The 17,053-nt window shown below is 71.0% G+C and carries 18 protein-coding genes; 10 read left to right on the forward strand and 8 right to left on the reverse strand.

Going from position 1 to position 17,053, the window contains the following annotated elements; translation table 11 throughout:
- Positions 1-49: 49 nt before the first annotated feature.
- Positions 50-1,372 carry a hypothetical protein gene (locus ACLJQM_RS00095; RefSeq protein WP_410629515.1) on the forward strand — a complete coding sequence of 441 codons (1,323 nt, stop codon included), beginning with the start codon at positions 50-52 and terminating at the stop codon, positions 1,370-1,372.
- 186 nt (positions 1,373-1,558) lie between these two features.
- Complete coding sequence (locus tag ACLJQM_RS00100; protein WP_410629516.1) at positions 1,559-3,067, forward strand: hypothetical protein; 1,509 nt, start codon at positions 1,559-1,561, stop codon at positions 3,065-3,067.
- 3 nt (positions 3,068-3,070) lie between these two features.
- Here ACLJQM_RS00100 and ACLJQM_RS00105 read toward each other — a convergent pair whose 3' ends face one another.
- From ACLJQM_RS00105 to ACLJQM_RS00115, 3 genes are all read right to left on the reverse strand, one after another.
- Entirely contained in the window at positions 3,071-3,223 is a 153-nt protein-coding gene (locus ACLJQM_RS00105) for a hypothetical protein (protein WP_191983943.1), read from the reverse strand.
- Positions 3,224-3,389: 166 nt separating this feature from the next.
- Positions 3,390-4,322 carry a type I pantothenate kinase gene (gene coaA, locus ACLJQM_RS00110; RefSeq protein WP_125306249.1) on the reverse strand — a complete coding sequence of 311 codons (933 nt, stop codon included), beginning with the start codon at positions 4,320-4,322 and terminating at the stop codon, positions 3,390-3,392.
- Between the two features lie 115 nt (positions 4,323-4,437).
- On the reverse strand, positions 4,438-5,058 hold the full coding sequence (locus ACLJQM_RS00115; RefSeq protein WP_247015938.1) for a macro domain-containing protein: 621 nt from the start codon (positions 5,056-5,058) through the stop codon (positions 4,438-4,440).
- Between the two features lie 99 nt (positions 5,059-5,157).
- On the opposite strand from ACLJQM_RS00115, the gene pheA reads away from it, so the two are divergent.
- From pheA to ACLJQM_RS00130, 3 genes are all read left to right on the forward strand, one after another.
- Complete coding sequence (gene pheA, locus ACLJQM_RS00120) at positions 5,158-6,066, forward strand: prephenate dehydratase (protein ID WP_410629517.1); 909 nt, start codon at positions 5,158-5,160, stop codon at positions 6,064-6,066.
- Positions 6,063-6,680 carry a histidine phosphatase family protein gene (locus tag ACLJQM_RS00125; protein WP_410629518.1) on the forward strand — a complete coding sequence of 206 codons (618 nt, stop codon included), beginning with the start codon at positions 6,063-6,065 and terminating at the stop codon, positions 6,678-6,680. Before pheA ends, ACLJQM_RS00125 begins: the two co-directional genes overlap by 4 nt.
- 122 nt (positions 6,681-6,802) lie before the next feature.
- On the forward strand, positions 6,803-7,444 hold the full coding sequence (locus ACLJQM_RS00130) for a DUF4232 domain-containing protein (protein WP_410629519.1): 642 nt from the start codon (positions 6,803-6,805) through the stop codon (positions 7,442-7,444).
- Here ACLJQM_RS00130 and ACLJQM_RS00135 read toward each other — a convergent pair.
- The 4 genes from ACLJQM_RS00135 to ACLJQM_RS00150 all read right to left on the reverse strand — a co-directional run bounded on the left by ACLJQM_RS00135 (position 7,441) and on the right by ACLJQM_RS00150 (position 10,668).
- Positions 7,441-7,920, reverse strand: coding sequence for a hypothetical protein (locus ACLJQM_RS00135; protein WP_247015932.1), 480 nt, complete (start codon positions 7,918-7,920; stop codon positions 7,441-7,443). The two genes, ACLJQM_RS00130 and ACLJQM_RS00135, sit on opposite strands and share 4 nt — an antisense overlap.
- Before the next feature lie 45 nt (positions 7,921-7,965).
- Positions 7,966-9,201, reverse strand: a complete 1,236-nt coding sequence (locus ACLJQM_RS00140; protein WP_410629520.1) for an MFS transporter — start codon at positions 9,199-9,201, stop codon at positions 7,966-7,968.
- An 88-nt stretch (positions 9,202-9,289) separates the two neighbouring features.
- Complete coding sequence (locus ACLJQM_RS00145) at positions 9,290-9,640, reverse strand: metallopeptidase family protein (RefSeq protein WP_410629521.1); 351 nt, start codon at positions 9,638-9,640, stop codon at positions 9,290-9,292.
- Complete coding sequence (locus ACLJQM_RS00150; RefSeq protein ID WP_360775007.1) at positions 9,640-10,668, reverse strand: septum formation family protein; 1,029 nt, start codon at positions 10,666-10,668, stop codon at positions 9,640-9,642. Before ACLJQM_RS00150 ends, ACLJQM_RS00145 begins: the two co-directional genes overlap by 1 nt.
- A gap of 94 nt (positions 10,669-10,762) precedes the next feature.
- Between ACLJQM_RS00150 and ACLJQM_RS00155 the strand changes: the two genes are divergently transcribed.
- From ACLJQM_RS00155 to ACLJQM_RS00170, 4 genes are all read left to right on the forward strand, one after another.
- Positions 10,763-11,374 carry a hypothetical protein gene (locus ACLJQM_RS00155; RefSeq protein WP_247015926.1) on the forward strand — a complete coding sequence of 204 codons (612 nt, stop codon included), beginning with the start codon at positions 10,763-10,765 and terminating at the stop codon, positions 11,372-11,374.
- Entirely contained in the window at positions 11,375-12,541 is a 1,167-nt protein-coding gene (locus ACLJQM_RS00160) for a glutathionylspermidine synthase family protein (protein WP_247015924.1), read from the forward strand.
- 45 nt (positions 12,542-12,586) lie between these two features.
- A complete protein-coding gene (locus ACLJQM_RS00165) occupies positions 12,587-13,039 on the forward strand; it encodes a DUF350 domain-containing protein (RefSeq protein ID WP_247015922.1) in 453 nt (150 codons plus the stop codon).
- A gap of 69 nt (positions 13,040-13,108) precedes the next feature.
- Entirely contained in the window at positions 13,109-14,023 is a 915-nt protein-coding gene (locus ACLJQM_RS00170) for a haloalkane dehalogenase (RefSeq protein WP_360775000.1), read from the forward strand.
- Positions 14,024-14,375: 352 nt separating this feature from the next.
- Here the strand turns inward: ACLJQM_RS00170 and ACLJQM_RS00175 are convergent, their stop codons facing one another.
- The gene (locus ACLJQM_RS00175) at positions 14,376-15,665 is read right to left on the reverse strand and encodes an aspartate aminotransferase family protein (RefSeq protein WP_410629524.1); all 1,290 of its coding nucleotides are present in this window, start codon (positions 15,663-15,665) and stop codon (positions 14,376-14,378) included.
- Positions 15,666-15,786: 121 nt separating this feature from the next.
- On the opposite strand from ACLJQM_RS00175, the gene serS reads away from it, so the two are divergent.
- A complete protein-coding gene (gene serS / locus ACLJQM_RS00180) occupies positions 15,787-17,049 on the forward strand; it encodes a serine--tRNA ligase (protein WP_247015916.1) in 1,263 nt (420 codons plus the stop codon).
- The last annotated feature ends 4 nt before the right edge of the window (positions 17,050-17,053 follow it).

Here is a 17,053-nt window from a genome sequence, read left to right on the forward strand (position 1 = left end):
CGCGGTTGGCCCACACGCCGCCTTGCCGGGCTCGGGCAGACTGGTGCGCGTGAGTCCCCCCTCGGATCTTCGCCCCTACCTGCGCACTTTGGACGCGGAGACGCTGGCGGACCTGCTGCACGCCCAAGCCGAGCGTGACCCTGAGTTGCGGCACTCGCTCGAACTGCGCGCGGCAACCCAATCCGGTGACGTCAGCGAGGCGCACCGCTTGCTCGACACCGCCGTGACCGACGGGAACGTCGAGTACACCGCGAAGGTCGGCGCGGTGCTGGACACGCTGCAGCGGATGCTCGACGCCGGCAGCCGCGCCGACCTGGCGCCGCTGGCCCGGCGCACGGTCGACGACATCAGCGAGGTGCTGGAGCAGGCCGGCGACCACCCCGGCGACCTCGGCGAGCGGCTGGACCGGGCCGTCGAGCTGTACGCCCGCGCGTGCGCCGCCCGCCCGCCGGACCCGGAGAAGCTGGCCGGCTGGATCGTCGAGGTGGAGTTCGACGGCCCGGGGTGGCCGGTCATCGACCTCGCCGATTTCGCGACCGCGCTGGGCGAACGCGGGCTCAAGCTGATCAAGTCCGTGGTGGACGACGTGCTCGCGGCGGACGTCCCGGGCCACCGCCGGGACGTGGCCGAACGGCTGCGGGAACAGCTGGCCGAGGTGCGCGGCGACGTCGACGAACTGGTCGCGATCCTGTCGGCCAAGCCACCGCGCGTCGACGTCAGCCTCAAGATCGTCCGGGTGCTGCGGGCCGCGGGACGGCACAGCGAGGCCATCGCGCACGCCGCCCGCGCGCTCACCCACGACAAGCAGCCGCCGGCGCCACCGGAACCGGAGGACGAGACTTCCCGCCGCCGCAAGGACTTCGACGCCCGGCCGGACCGCGAGACGTTCGCCGCGCTGCGCGAAGCCGCGCAGGCCGCGGGCAAGTGGACGGCGCAGCGCCGGGACGCGCTGGCGACCCTGCGCGAACGCGCCGCCGAAGGCGGGGCCGACGAACTCGTCCGCGTCCTGCTCGACGACGGCCGTCCCGACGAAGCCTGGCGCGCCTGCGTCCGGTTCGGGGCGTCGCCGGAGCTGAAGCTCGAACTGGCCGAGCTGCGCGCGGCCGGGCACCCGGCCGAGACGATCCCGGTCTTCCGCGAGCACGTCGACGAGCTCATCGAGCGCAAGGACCCGCAGGCGTACCAGGAAGCCGCCCGCCGGCTGAAGCTGTTGCGCGGCTTGCACAAACGCGCCGAAACGCCGGAAGAATTCACGTCCTACCTGGCCGCGCTGGTGGAAACCCACCGCCGGAAGTCCCGGCTGATCACGGAAATCCGCACCGCGCGAATCGCGTTGCCCAAAGCCGTAACCTCCCCGCGCGCACCTCGTTGACCGCAGTGAACCGGTGTGCACGTGCACCGGGGCACCGCGAGCCCGCCATGGCGGAGACGTCCTGGCCAGCGCCGTCGCGGTGGCCCTGTCCCGTCGCCCCGCCCGGCGCCTCCCCGCCGGGCACGCGACCGGGACCCGCGCCAGGGCCACCGCGACCGGCTCGCCGGTAGGTGAAAACATGGGCCTATGAGCCCGGTTAGTCGTGCCCGCAAGAGGCAGCCGCAGCCCGTCACCCACAGCGTGACCGGCCTGTTCAAGGACGTCCTGAACGACTTCTCGGCGCTGGGTGCCGAGCCCGCGCCGGTCGACGTCGAGCTGCTCGCCTCCGAGGTGCTCGGCCAGTTCCACGACGTGCCCGTCGAGGACGGCGAAGAGCCGCTCGGCCTGGAGCTGATCGCCTTCGCGCAGCGCAAGATCACCCCCGGTGCGGCCGCGCTGCTGGCCGCGCTGAAGGTCGTCGCCGAAACCGACGTCGAGCGCAAGGCCGCCGACGCCGGGCTGCAGGTCGTGCTCGGCCGCGGCATCCCCGCGCCGACGTGGGCCGGTGACCTGGGCCGGGTGCGCGCCGGCGAGTGCTGGCGCACCGGTGACGTCTACGGCGACGAGTCGTCCCTGCTCTGCGTCTTCTCCCACGGCGACCAGGCGTACGGCCTGCTCGCGCTCCTCGACTTCACCGAGGGCGGCCGGGTGCGGGACCTCGTCGTCATCGACCAGCCCGCCGACGTCCTCGGCGAAATGCGGGAGCAGGCCGAAGCCGATCCGGAGCTGGTCGTCTTCGAAGCCGTCGAGCCCGCCGAGGCGCACCGCCTGATCGCGGACGGTCTCGCCGCGACCGACCACCTCGAGGACGCCGACGTCAGCGAGGACTACGCGCGCTTCCACGCGGTCACGCTCACCTGGTGCCGCGCGCTGCCGGAGCCCGCGCTCGTGCCCGAGGTGGCCGAGTGGTCCGAAGCCGAGCGGGCCGCGGTCGTCGAGCAGTTCGTCGCGGCGAGCGGTGAGGACGCCGACGCCGCCCGCGCGATCGGCCGCCTGCTGCTGGAGCACGGGCTGCGCACCGACCCGGCGAACCCGCTGCGCGTCGGCCCGGAGAAGGTGGCGCGGTTCCTCGAGGGCCTGCTGGGCGAGGAGTACGAGCTCGACGCCGACCACGAGGAAGCCGTCGAGCCGGTCGTGCTGGCCTGGGTGCAGTGGACGGGGGAGCGGGCCGGGCTGACCGAGACCGCCATCGCCGCCCTTGACGAAGCCGTCGCCGACTACCTCAGCGAGTACGCCGACGAGGACGACTCCCCGCTGGAGCGCTACTTCGACGGCGTCGGCGACCTGTCGCCGAGCGAACTGGCCGACGCGCTGGAGCGCCGGATGTTCGCCGTGCCGTCGCTGACCACGGAGATCGACGACGAAGAGGTCGACCTCGACCCGACCGACGCCGAGCAGCGCCGGGCGCTCGTCATCGCCGAGGCCGACGAGGACGAGGAAGAGCAGCGGCTGATCCTGCGCGCGACCATCGTCGACCAGCTGTGGGACAACGAGCCCGCCGACGTCTGGCAGACCGTGGAGCGCCTGAACGAGGGCGAACTCGACCGCGACGAGGTCTTCGAGCAGCTGATCGACGCGCTGGAAGGCAGCTTGGTGGACGGCGAAACGCTGGAGTACGACCCGGACGCCTACCTCGAGGCGCTCGGCGAACTCTGACGGCTACGGCAGGGGGCCCGCCGGTTCGGCGGGCTTCTTGCTGCGGCGCTCCTGCAGCCGGTCGTCGAAGTCGACGACGAACGTTCCGGCGGCCATCGCGATCAGCAAGACCAGACCGAGCAACGCGCCGACCCACGTGAGGACCATCGAGAACATCGTGGGCCTCCTCCCCAGCTCAGAGCCGTTTTCCTGACTCCTTCAGGGTCGCTTTCCGAACGGGCGTCCGGTATCGGCCAACCGGTTAGGCCTCGCTGCCTCCCCTCGGCCGATCGGCCGGTGTTCGGGGGCTCAGCGTGGGAATGGTGCGCGTGTGGGTGACGGATCAGAGCTTGCGGAGCCGGACGCGGTTGATCGCGTGATCGCAGTCCTTGCGCAGCACGAGCGTCGCCCGGGGCCGGGTCGGCTTGATGTTCTCCATCAGGTTCGGCTCGTTGATTGAGCGCCACAGGTGCTTCGCCTCGGCGCGGGCCTCGTCGTCCGGCAGGCCGGCGAAGTGGTGGAAGTGCGACGCCGGGTCCGCGAACGCCGTGTGCCGCAGCTCCAGGAACCGCTCGATGTACCAGCGCTGGATGTCGTCGGTGTGCGCGTCGACGTAGATCGAGAAGTCGAAGAGGTCCGACACCATCAGCCGCGGGCCCGGCTGCAGCACGTTCAGGCCCTCGAGGATGAGGATGTCCGGCTGCTGCACGACCTGCTCCTGGCCGGGCAGGATGTCGTAGGCCAGGTGCGAGTACACCGGCGCGGCGACGCGCTCGGCGCCCGACTTGACGTCGGTGACGAACCGCAGCAGCGCGCGCCGGTCGTAGCTCTCCGGGAAGCCCTTGCGGTGCATGATCCCGCGCCGCATCAGCTCGGCGCGCGGGTACAGGAAGCCGTCGGTGGTGACCAGGTCGACGCGGGGGTGGTCCGGCCAGCGGGCGAGCAGCGTGCGCAGGATGCGGGCGGTGGTCGACTTGCCGACCGCCACGCTGCCCGCGATGCCGATCACGAACGGGACCTTCGTGCCGCGGGAGTCGTCACCGAGGAACGTCGTCGTCGCTTCGTAGAGCCGCTGGCGCGCGGCGACCTGCAGGTTGATCAGGCGGGAGAGCGGCAGGTAGACGTCGGCGACCTCGGCCAGGTCGACCTGCTCGCCGAGCCCGCGCAGCCGCAGCAGCTCGGCCGCGGTCAGCGGCAGCGGCGTCGAGCTCCGCAGTTCTTTCCACTGTTCCCGGTGCAGCTCGACATACGGGCTGAGTTCGCGGACCCGGGTCATCGCACACTCCTCCGGCCGTCGCCTGCACTGGCGCACGTTCTACCTGCGTGATTAACGGTAGGGCTTGCGACGGGGGAACGCGCTGTGATGTAGTCCACCCCCTGATTTTCAGGGGTTACCGCGGGTAACGGTTCCCGAAGACCTCGTCCCACGCGGCCGCGACCTGACGGGCGCACGTCGCCGGGTCGACGCCGCCGACGCCGGTGCCCAGTCCCGGCATCGCGATGGTGTCGACGTGCTCGCGCACCGGCCCGTGGTCGAGCTGCCCGTCACGCCACTGGAGGAACACCGCGCGGGCGGCGAGGTAGGGGTGGACGGTGTCGGCGGGCAGCAGCTCGCCGGGCTCGCGCATGGTCGGCGCGCTGATCAGCCAGGCCGGCTCGGGCTCGCCGGTCGGGACGATCACGGCCTCGCCGATCGGCAGCTCGCCGCCGTGGAACGCCAGCACAGCGCTGCGAACGCTCTGCTCGACGTCGGGGAACGCCCGCGCGTAGACCGCGTCGATCCCGCCGCGCATCCAGCCGTAGGAGTTGGCCGGGCTGACCACGGCCTGCGCGACGACGTCGAGGACCGACCCGCGGTGCACCCGGACCCGGCCGGCCAGTTTTCCCACGGCGGCGGTCCAGGCGGTGGCGAGTGGTTCATCGACGGCGCACAGCACCAGCTCGGGGGTCCGAGGGGAGACCGGGGGATGTGCGTCCCCGCGGCCGGTGTGCGTGCCCGAGTCGGCGGTCACAGTCCCCAGCATCGCAAAAAACGCCACCCGGCGTAACCGGTTCACGTACCGGCTGTCCGAGTGAAAGTCGCCACGCGGCACCCCCGTAACCTGGGCGCTGTGTCACGGATCGCATACTTCGGCCCCCGGGGGACCTTCACCGAACAGGCCGCGCGGGCGCTCGCCCCCGGCGACGAACTGATTCCGGTCGAGACCGTGCGGCAGGCGATGACGACCGTCCGCGAGGGCGGGGCCGACGCCGCCTGCGTGCCGATCGAGAACTCGGTCGAAGGCGTGGTGCCGACGACGCTCGACGCGTTCAGCGAGGCGACGCCGCTGGTCGCCGTCGCCGAGGCCATCCTGCCGATCCACTTCAGCGTGCTGACCCGGCGCGGGGGCGGCGAGATCCGGACCGTCGCCAGCCACCCGCACGCGCTGGCCCAGGTCCGCGAGTGGCTCGAAGCGAACCTCCCGGGCGCGCACCCGGTGGCGTCGTCGTCGACGTCCGCCGCCGCCGTCGGCGTGCTGGACGGCGAGTTCGACGCGGCGGTCTGCGCGCCGGTCGCGGTCGAGCACTACGATCTCGACGTGCTGGCCACCGAGGTCGCCGACGTGACCGACGCGGCGACGCGGTTCCTGCTGGTCCGCCCGCCGGGCGAGCTGCCGGAGCCGACGGGCGCGGACCGGACGTCGGTGGTCGCCGCGGCCGTCAACCGCACCGGCACGCTCGCCGAGCTGCTCACCGCGCTGGCCGACCGGGGGATCAACCTGACCCGGCTCGACGCGCGGCCGACGCGCAACAACTTCGGCGAGTACCGCTTCTTCATCGACTTCGAGGGGCACGTGGCCGAGCCGCGCATCCTCGACGCGCTGACCGCGCTGCGCCGGCACTGCCGCAACCTGCGGTTCCTCGGCTCGCACCCGCGCGCCGACGGCACCCGCACCACGATCGAACCCGGCGCCGGCAACGACGACTTCGTCGAAGCAGCGGTGTGGGCCGAAGCGGTCCGCAAGGGGGAGCTCGCGTGAGGCTGCTGCTCATCCGCCACGGGCAGACCGACGGGAACGTCCGCGGCGCGCTCGACACCGCCCTGCCCGGGCCGCCGCTGACCGACCTCGGCCGGCGGCAGGCCGAGCAGCTCGCCGTGCGGCTCGCGGGCGAACCGCTGGTCGCGGTCTACGCCTCGCAGGCGACCCGCGCCCAGCAGACCGCGGCGCCGCTGGCCGCGCGGTTCGCCATGGACGTGCAGGTCGTCGACGGCGTGCACGAGGTCGTCGCGGGCGATCTGGAGGGCGCGACCGACCACGAGTCGATCCGGGTCTACATGGACACGGTCCGGCGCTGGACGCTCGGCGAGCTGGAGCCGTCGCTGCCCGGCGGTGAGAGCGGCACCAGCGTGCGCAGCCGGATGCTCGACGCGGTCGGCGCGCTGCGGGCCAAGCACGAGCAGGCCGACCCGGACGGCGTGGTCGCGCTGGTCAGCCACGGCGGCGCGATCCGGCTGGCCGGCGAGTGGCTGGCGCCGAACGTCCACGCCGACGTCGCCAACGCGGCGCTGATCCCGAACACCGGTCTCGTCGAGCTGACGGCCCGGCCGGACGGGGTGTGGCACTGCCTGACCTGGGTCGACACCCCGCTCTGAACGTCACGAAAGTGTGATCTCGTCACGTTTGAGAAACGTTTGGTGGGGAATTAACGGTGCGAACCAACCTGCCGGAGATCCGTACGTCTACCCAGTAGCAAGACATCAGGGAGGCGATTGACATGGTTCGGACGAAGCTTTCACGGTTGTTCCCGGTGGTCGCGGCTTCGGCAGGCGTTTTCGCGCTTTCCGCCTGCGGGGGCGGCGGGGCCACGCCCGCGGCCAGCAGCTCGACGCCGTCGACCTCGGCGTCGCCGAGCTCCACCACCGTCACCACGGCCACGTCCAGCCCCAGCAGCTCGACGCCGGCCTCGTCGCCGCCCGCCCAGCCCGCGGACAACGGGCTCTGCAAGGCCGGCGACGTCAAGCTCGCGCTCGGCCAGGGCGACGCCGGCGCCGGCTCGACGTACCGGCCGCTGCTGATCACCAACTCGAGTTCGAAGCCGTGCCTCATCCAGGGCTTCCCCGGCGTGTCCTACGTCGCGGGCGCGGACGGGCACCAGGTCGGCAAGGACGCCTTCCGCGAAGGCAGCAAGGGCAACGCCGTCAAGCTGAACCCGGGCCAGACCGCGGCCGCCGACCTCCAGTTCGTGAACGTGCAGAACTTCGACTCGAACACGTGCCAGCCGACCGCGGTGAAGGGCCTGCGGATCTACCTGCCGCAGGAGACCGCGTCGAACTTCCTGCCGTCCGAGGGCACGGGCTGCGCCAGCACGAAGATCCCCGGCAACCAGCTCGCGGTGAAGACGGTTCACCCGGCCTAAATGCGGCCGCAGATCTCCTTGGCCTCGGTCAGGTGCCGCTGCCCGGAGATGTCGTTGAAGTGCAGGCTCAGCACCATCCGGCTGACGCCGTCGATGTGGTCGGCGAGCGGCTGGTAGTTGGCGTTGACCTGGGCGGCGGCCGCGGACAGGGCGCGGGCCGCCGTCATCCGCTGCAGCCGTTCCGCGCTGAGGCCGGGCGTCAGCGACGGCTGCGCGTCCCGGCTCGTGTCGGGTAGCTCGCCCACCCGGTCGAGCGCCTGGCACGCCGCGACGGCGTCGTCGAGCGCGCCGGCGTGCACCCCCGACAGCCCCCAGAGCAGCCCGAGCACGCTGCCGCCGAGCACGAACCCGGCGACCGCGCAGAGCACCAGCAGCCGGCGTGACGGCTGCGGTGCGGCGGGCTCGCCGGTCTCGGCCGGGGACTCCTCGAAGTCGGGAACGGCGTCGGTGCCGGTGCCCGGGTCCACGGTGCGCATGGTCGCCTCCTCACCACCTGGGTGAGGAGCTATTTCAGCTCACAATCACGGATCCTGGTGCATCAGCGCCGCGGCTGAGTCCGATTCGTCACCGAGCGGGAACCGCCGCAGCGCCCCGAAGGCGAACGCGGCGATCACCAGCATGGCCACCCCGGACGCGGCGAACGTCCGCGCGGCCGAGCCGAGCGCGCCGGTCAGCACCCCGCCGAGCAGGGCGCCGATCGGGATCGCGCCCCAGACCACCGTGCGCCAGACGCCGAGCACCCGGCCGAGCAGCTCGCCCGGCACGAGCATGTGCCGGGCGGTCGCGAGCACGACGTTCACCGCGACCACGGAGGCCGCGAACAGGCCGAACAGCACCGCACCCGTGACCGGCGAGCGCACCAGGCCCATCCCGCCGAAGCCGAGGCCGCAGCCGAGGATCCCGCCGACGACGACCGCGCGCCGGCCCGCCGCGCGCACCAGCCGCGGCGCGACGCCCGCGCCGGCGAGCCCGCCGATGCCGCCGACGAACGCGAAGAGCCCGAAGGCCGCGTCGGACAGGTGGAGGTCGTCGAGCGCGTAGAGCACCAGCTGCGCCTGCGCGAGCTCGCTGACCAGGCTGAGCAGCCCGGCGACGACGACCAGCCGGAGCAGCAGCGGGTGCCCGCGCAGCCAGCGCAGGCCGTCGGCCAGCTCGGTGCGCAACCGAGCCGGCCGCGCCTCGCCGCGTCCGCGGTAGGTGCCGGTCAGCCCGAGCAGCACCGCGGCCGCGATCGCGAACCCCGCGGAGTTGAGGACGAACGGGAACGCGGCGAAGAGCGCGAAGGCCAGGCTCCCGATCGGCCCGCCGAGGAACGTCTGGCCGACGATCTCGCAGGCCTGCAGCTTGCTGTTGGCGGCGTCGAGCGAGCCGTCGCCGACGACCGCCGGGACCAGCGCGTTCGCCGCGCTGTCGGCGATCGTCTCGGCCGTCCCGATGACCAGCGCGGTCAGGTAGACCAGCCAGATCGTCATCCCGCCGGTGGCGACCAGCACGGCCAGCACGCCCACCGCGGCCGCGCGGGCGGTGTTCGCGACGACCATCGCGCGCCGCCGGTCGATCCGGTCGACCAGCGCGCCGGCGACGGCGGCGAACAGCAGCCACGGCAGGAACTGGGTGGCGGACAACCCGGCGATGAGCACCGGGTCGTGGGTGAGGGTCGTGGCCAGCAGGGGCAGGGCCACCTTGCCGATGCCGTCCCCCAGGTGGGAGGCCGCGCTCGACGTCAGCAGCCACGGGAGTCTTCGCGCGTTGTCCATCGGGGCCCCCAGCACGTATCGCAGTCACCCAATGACTTCGGGTAACAGGATAAGCGCGCGGTCACCCGATCGGGGTTACAGTGCGGGCTCAGCCCCAGCCCAGCTCGTGCAACCGGGCGTCGTCGATGCCGAAGTGGTGACCCAGCTCGTGCACCACGGTGATCAGCACCTCTTCGACGACCTCTTCCTCGTCTTCGCACATCGAGAGGATCGGCTGCCGGTAGATCGAGATCCGGTCGGGCAGCACCCCGCCGTACGACGACGTCCGCTCGGTCAGCGCGACGCCGTGGTAGAGCCCGAGGATGTCCGGCGCCTCGTCGTTGAACTCCTCGACCAGCACGACGACGTTGTCCATCGCGCGCGCGAACTCGGGTGGTACCTCGTCCAGCGCCGCCGAGACCAGTTCTTCGAACCGCTCCCGGCTCATCTCGACCGGCATCAGCCGTTCGTCTTCGTCGACGGCGGGGCCGAGTTCGACGTGGCCGGGCCGCCGCCCCCGTCCGACGGCGGGCCGCCGTCCTGGGGCTGGCCGCCGTCGGGACCGGCCGGCGCGGCCTTGACGCTGCCGGTGACCGCCTGCAGGCCGCTCTTGTCCGGCAGGAGCGCCGCCACCTTGCAGTTGACCTTGGCCGACCCCGCGTCCCAGCTCTCCTGCTCGCGCAGGTCCCAGGTCAGGATCAGCTTCTTCTGGTCGAGGTCGGCGCCGCCGGTGTAGTCCGCCGCGGCCTTGGTGCACTCGGTGTCGAGCCAGGCCTTCTGGTCGTCCTGCTTCGGGTAGCCGTCCTTGAACTTCGTCTTGAGGTCGAGGGTCGCGATGATCTCGTAGGAGTGCGGCTTGGCGCAGTCGAGCGGGTCGCCGACGCCCTTGCCCTGCAGCGCGAGGCAGGTGCCGGGCTCGAAGACCAGCGACTGGTCCTGCGTCTTGGCCGGCCCGGTCGTCGGCAGCAGCTTGCCGCCGGGGCCCGCCCACTGCAGGCCGCACCGCAGCTGGCGGTCGCCGTCGTCCCACTGCGACGGCGTCGGGCGCAGCAGGTTCGTCGTCAGCTTTCCGTAAGGATCGAGGTTGTGGCCGAGGTAGGGCTTCACGTCGGCGGTGCACTTCTGCTGCGCGATCTGCTGCCACTGCTCCAGCGACGGCACCGGCGCACCCTCCGGGAACTGGGCGCCGATGTCCGCCAGCGCGGTCACCTCGAACAGGTGCGGTTCGGTGCAGGCCACCTTCCGCGCGTCGCTCGCGTCCGGGTTGTCCCAGGTCAGGCAGCTGCCCGGGGGCGAGTGGAACGCCTCCTGGGCGGCCGCGGACAGCTTGCCGGCGCCACCGCCGGAGCCGCCGGTGATGCCGTCGCTCCAGGAAAAGACGACACTGAGGGCGAGCGCGATGAGCGCGCCCGCGAAGATCCCGCCCATCACGACGCGGGTGCGCAGCGTCTGCGTGGCGGTGGGGAACCGATCGGCGCTGGGAGACATCGCAGTCCATGATGCCCGCGCCGCGCGCGACGTGCGCGATCCGGGTGGTTAGGGTGGGTCACGGTTTCGTGGTGGCCGGGATTACGGAGCGCACATGACGCAGGACAGCAACACTGGGGACCAGCCGCCCCCCGAGCCGCCGAAGCGCGGTTCGATGAGGTTCCAGGACTCGAACACGCAGCCCAAGCAGCCGTCGGTCGCCGAACAGCGGGCGCGGCAGCAGGCGCTCGCGCAGGAAGAACGCGACGAGGAGCTGGCCCGCCAGGCCGACGCCAAGGCGGCGACCCGGCGCAAGATCCTCATCGGCAGCGGGGTCACGGTCGGGCTCGTCGGCCTGGTCGCGACGTTCTACTCGGTCGCGAAGCCGGCCGGCGAGGTCACGGCCGTCTGCACCGACAAGGACGGCGTCGTCCAGAACGACGACTACTGCGACGACAACTACGTCACCAGCCACGGCGGCTACCACAGCGGTGGCTTCCTGTTCCTGCCGATCGGCGGTGGCGGCTACCAGAGCTACCGCTACAACTACGGCGGCACCGGCACCATCGGCCAGCGCGTGAGCGGTGGCTCGTACGACGCGCCGTCGTCGCGGACCAGCGTCAACACGAAGTCCGGCAAGTCCGTCCAGCGCGGCGGCTTCGGCATCAGCGGGAAGAGCGGCAGCACCGGGGGCACCGGCGGCAGCGGCAAGAGCGGGGGATCGTAGGTGTACCGGGACCGGCGTGAGCCGCGGCGCGACTGGCAGCGGATCGTCGAGGAGCAGGGACTCGTCTACGGCACGCCGGCCCGCGACAGCAGCGGCCGGATGCGGCCGTACTGGGACGAGTCCGTGCACTACGTCTTCGACATGGACGAGGTGCTCTCGCTCGAAGCCGACGTCGAACTGCTGCACTCGATGTGCCTCGAGGCCGTCGACAACGTCGTGACGACCGAGGGCTACCAGCGGTTCGGCATCCCCGAGTGGGTCTGGCCGCACATCGCCGAGTCGTGGAAGCGGCAGGACCCGCACGTCTACGGCCGGTTCGACCTGCGCTACGACGGCAAGTCGCCGGCGAAGCTGCTGGAGTACAACGCGGACACGCCGACCACGCTGCTGGAGGCGTCGCTGCTGCAGTGGCACTGGAAGACCGACGTCTTCCCGGACGACGACCAGTGGAACTCGATCCACGAGAAGCTCGTCGAGCGCTGGGCGTTCCTGCAGGACAAGCTGCCGTCGAACGAACTGCACTTCACCTGGTCGGCGGCCGATCCGAGCGGCGAGGACAACGTCACCACGGCGTACCTCCAGGAGACGGCGGCCGAGGCGGGGCTGGACACGGTGGGGCTGGCGATCGAGGAGATCGGCTGGGACCCGGTGCTCAAGCGGTTCGTCGACCTCGAAGAGTCGCAGATGGCGACCGTGCTGAAGCTGTACCCGTGGGAGTGGGTGGTCGACGAGGAGTTCGGCCGCAACGCCGTCGAGTCGCTGCCGCGGACGCTGTGGATCGAGCCGCTCTGGAAGATGATCCTCTCCAACAAGACGCTGCTGGCGATCCTGTGGGAGAACTACCCGGGCCACCCGAACCTGCTGCCCGCGTTCGCCGACGACCCCGGTCTGCTCACCGAGTACGTCCGCAAGCCGAAGCTGGGCCGCGAGGGCGCGAACGTGCAGATCGTCGCGACCGGCTACGAGACCCAGACCGACGGCGTCTACGGCGCCGAAGGCTTCGTCTACCAGGCGTTCGACCCGCTGCCCGAGTTCGACGGCTACCGGCCGGCGCTGGGCGCGTGGATCGTCGGCGACAGCTCCGCCGGCCTCGGCATCCGGGAGACCGGCGGCCTGGTCACCGACGACGGTGCGGCATTTGTCCCACATCGCATCGTCGAGTCGTGATAGAACACCGTCGCTGATCAGCTCTTTTCCCCTGGGAGACACACCGTGAACACGACCCTTGCGCTGTCCGACACGTTCGGCTCCGACCTCGTGCGGGGGATCGGCGCGATCCTGCTGTACGGCGTCATCGGCCTGATTCTGATGTTCGCCGGCTTCTACGCGATCGACTGGACCACGCCGGGCAAGCTGTCGAAGCTGGTCACGCAGGGCCTGCCGAACGCGGTGATCGTGACCGCGTCCGGGATGCTCTCGATGGCGTTCATCGTCGTCGTGGCGATCTTCAACTCGGCCAGCGACCTGACCGAGGGCCTGATCACGTCGCTGGTCTACGGCCTGCTCGGGATCATCGTGCAGGTGATCGCGGTCCGGCTCCTGGAGTGGGCGACCCGCATCGACGTGGCCTCGACCATCGAGAGCGAGAAGTTCGCCCCGGTCAGCATCGTGGTCGCGGCCGCGCACATCGGCCTGGGCCTCGTGGTGGCGGTCGGCATCTCCTGACGCCGGACCCTCCGAACGACGTGAGCCGGGTCACGCAGTGCGTGGCCCGGCTCTGCCATTCGCACTAGCGTGGGTCTGGTGCGCCTGCTGAGGACACCGGAAGACCGGTTCACGGACCTGCCCGACTTCCCCTTCGAGCCGAAGTACGCGGAGCTCGACGACCCGCACGGCGGCGTGATCAGAGTGGGTTACGTGGAGGCGGGCCCGGCCGACGGCCCGGTCGTGCTCCTGCTCCACGGCGAACCCAGCTGGTCGTACCTGTACCGCAAGATGCTCCCGGTGCTCGCGTCCGCGGGCCTGCGCGCGATCGCCCCGGACCTGGTCGGCTTCGGCCGCTCGGACAAGCCGGGCGACCTGGTCGACCACACCTACGCCCGGCACGTCGAGTGGATGCGCGGCTTCGCGTTCGACGCGCTGGACCTGCACGACGTGACGCTCGTCGGCCAGGACTGGGGCGGCCTGATCGGCCTGCGCCTGGTCGCTGAGCACCCTTCGCGCTTCGCCCGGGTCGTCGCGGCCAACACCGGCCTGCCCACCGGCGACGTCGACATGCCACCGCAGTGGCACGCGTTCCGCGAGGCCGTGGACAAGGCCCAGGTGCTGGACGTCGCCCGGTTCGTCCAGTCGGGCTGCCGGTCTCCCCTGACGGAGCAGGAGCGGGCGGCGTACGACGCACCGTTCCCGAACGAGATGTACAAGGCAGGCCCGCGGGCGATGCCGTCCCTGGTCCCGTACCGCCCCGACGACCCGGCTTCGGCGGCGAACCGCACGGCCTGGCGAACGCTGACGGAACTGGACCTGCCGTTCCTGGTGGCGTTCTCCGACAGCGACCCGATCACCGGCGGGATGTCCCCGATCCTGCAGCGCTCGATGAAGGGCGCCCAGGGGATCGACCACCCGGTGATCGCCGGCGCGGGACATTTCCTGCAGGAGGACGCGGGCGAGGAGCTGGCCGAGCACGTGGTGCGCTTCGTACGGGGCTAGCAGTTCCCGGCCCAGTCGCCAGGTTCCAGCTCACCTGCTAACCGGCGGCCGGCAACGCAAGCCGACCACGAGGTCACCAGACCTCCTCTCTCGCGGGAGTCTCTGGCCGGGAGAACAAGCAAAAGCTGTCCTCGCCGGACGGGCAGGCTCCGGGATGACCACCAGCCCCGCTGTCCCCTCACCTTCTCGAGGGGGTCGCTGGGTGGTCATCCCGTCGCCTGAGCGAGGCCTATCACTTTGAGCCGGGCCCGCAAGCTTGCGTCGTCTACTCGCGTTGGACTCTGGGTTGCGGGCCCGGCTCAAAGTGATTTTGACGGCCTCAGGCGACGGGAGGACCACCCAGCTCTTCGGGTCAAAGCGCTGCGTGGGTTGCTGACAGGGCGTCCACCAGGATGTTCAGGCCCTCCTGGGCCTCCTCGGCGGTCAGGGTCATCGGGGGGCCCAGGCGCAGGACGTTGCCGTGCAGGCCGCCCTTGCCGATCAGGAGGCCGCGCTTCTTCGTCTCCTCCAGCATCCTTGCTGCTGCCGGGACGTTGGGCTCGGTCGTGCCCGGCTTGATCAGCTCCACGCCGATCATCAGGCCCTTGCCTCGTACCTCGGCGACGATCGGTGACTCGGCGGCGCGCAGGCCGGAGATGAGCTGTGAGCCGCGGGCCGCGCAGTTGGCCTGGAGGTCGTGGTCCTTGATGTAGTCCAGGACCGCCGTCGCGCCGGCCATCGACACCGGGTTGCCGCCGAACGTCGAGAACGACTGGGCCTGGAAGCAGTCCAGGACGTCGCCGCGGGCCACCACGCCGCCGACCGCCAGGCCGTTGCCCAGGCCCTTCGCGAAGGTCATCATGTCCGGCGTCACGCCGTGTGCGTCGATGCCCCAGAAGTGCTCGCCCGTGCGGCCCCAGCCGGTCTGGACCTCGTCCGAAATGAACAGCACCCCGTACTCGTCCAGGACTTCCTTCATCGCCCGGAACAGCCCGTCCGGGGGCAGGCTGAAGCCGCCGACGCCCTGGATCGGCTCGGCGATCAGGCACGCGACGTCGCCCGCGGTCGCCGTGTCCAGCACGTCCACCAGGTCCGCGACGCACGCCTTGATGTAGTCCGCGTCCGGCATGTCCCGGAACGGGCTGCGGTAGCGGTAGCCGCCGTGGACGTAGTTGACCTTCACCGGGCTCAGGGCCGACGCCGACCAGCCGCGGTTGCCCGTGATCGCGACCGTCCCGAAGGACCGGCCGTGGTAGGAGTTGCGCATCGCCAGCACCTGGTTGCTGCGCCGGAACTGCGTCGCCAGCATCAGCGCCGTGTCGTTGGCCTCGCTGCCGGAGTTGGTGAAGAACACCTTCGCGTCCGGGATGTTCGACAGCTTCGCGATCCGTTCGGCCAGCTCGACCTGGGAGCGGATCAGGTACAGCGTCGAGGTGTGCAGGATGCCGGTGTCGAGCTGCTTGCGGACCGCGTCGCCGATCTCCGCGACGTCGTAGCCCATCGAGTTGGTCAGCACCCCGGCGAAGAAGTCGAGGTAGGTGCGGCCCTGGGAATCCGTCATGCGCCGGTCGTGGGCGTGCACGATCTCGATCGGCTCTTCGTAGAGCAGCGACATCCAGGACGGCATCACTGCGCGGTGCCGGGCGAGCAGCTCGTCGGTCATCGGGGCGCCTCCTCCGGGGTTTCCCTGGAGTATGGGGACGCCGTGAACAGCGCTTCAACGATCAGACTGTCGGGATAACCCAGTAGGGCCGCACAGTCTGTACGGACTACCCTCTGTCTTCGTGATTGACCCCAGGACTCTGCGCGATGACCCGGAAGCCGTGCGCGCGTCGCAGCGCGCTCGTGGTGAAGACGAGGGAGTGGTCGACAAGCTGCTCTCCCTCGACACCCGGCGCCGCTCTTCGATCGCGGCCGCGGACAAGCTGCGCAACGAGCAGAAGCTCCTGGGCAAGCAGATCCCGAAGGCGCCGCCCGAGGAGAAGCAGCGGCTGCTGGCCACGGCCAAGGAGCTCGCCGCGCAGGTCAAAGCGGCCGAGGCGGAGCAGAACACGTCGTCGGAGGAGTTCGACCAGCTCTTCCGCACCGTGCCGAACCTCGTCCACCCGGACGCCCCGGTCGGCGGCGAAGACGACTTCACCGTGCTCAAGCACGTCGGCGAGCCGACCAAGCTCGGCTTCACCCCGAAGGACCACCTCGAGCTGCTCGAAGCGCTCGGCGGCGTCGACATGGAGCGCGGCGCGAAGGTGTCGGGCTCGCGGTTCTACTTCCTCACCGGCGTCGGCGCGCAGCTGCAGCTCGGCCTGCTCAACATGGCCATCGCGCAGGCGCTCGAAAACGGCTTCACGCCGATGATCACGCCGTCGCTGGTCCGCCCGGAGATCATGGCCGGCACCGGCTTCCTCGGCCAGCACTCGAGCGAGATCTACCACCTCGAGGACGACGACCTGTACCTCGTCGGGACGTCGGAGGTGCCGCTCGCGGGCTTCCACGCCGACGAGATCCTCGACCTGAACGACGGTCCGAACCGCTACGCGGGCTGGTCGTCCTGCTACCGGCGCGAGGCCGGCTCGTACGGCAAGGACACCCGCGGCATCATCCGCGTCCACCAGTTCGACAAGGTGGAGATGTTCGTCTACACCAAGCCGGAGGACGCCGAAGCCGAGCACGAGCGGCTGCTCGGCTGGGAAGAGCAGATGCTCGCGAAGATCGAGGTGCCCTACCGGGTGATCGACACCGCGACCGGCGACCTCGGCACGTCCGCGCACCGCAAGTTCGACTGCGAGGCGTGGATCCCGACCCAGGACACCTACCGCGAGCTGACCTCGACGTCGAACTGCACGACGTTCCAGGCCCGCCGCCTCTCGGTCCGCTACCGCGGTGAGAACGGCAAGCCGCAGATCGCCGCGACGCTCAACGGCACGCTGGCGACCACCCGCTGGATCGTCGCGATCGTCGAGAACCACCAGCAGGAAGACGGCTCCGTCCGCGTGCCGGAGGCGCTGCGCCCGTTCGTCGGCGGCAAGGAAGTCCTCACCCCTCGCTGAATCG

This window comes from Amycolatopsis sp. cmx-4-83 (assembly GCF_046548815.1).
Lineage (GTDB): Bacteria > Actinomycetota > Actinomycetes > Mycobacteriales > Pseudonocardiaceae > Amycolatopsis > Amycolatopsis pretoriensis_A.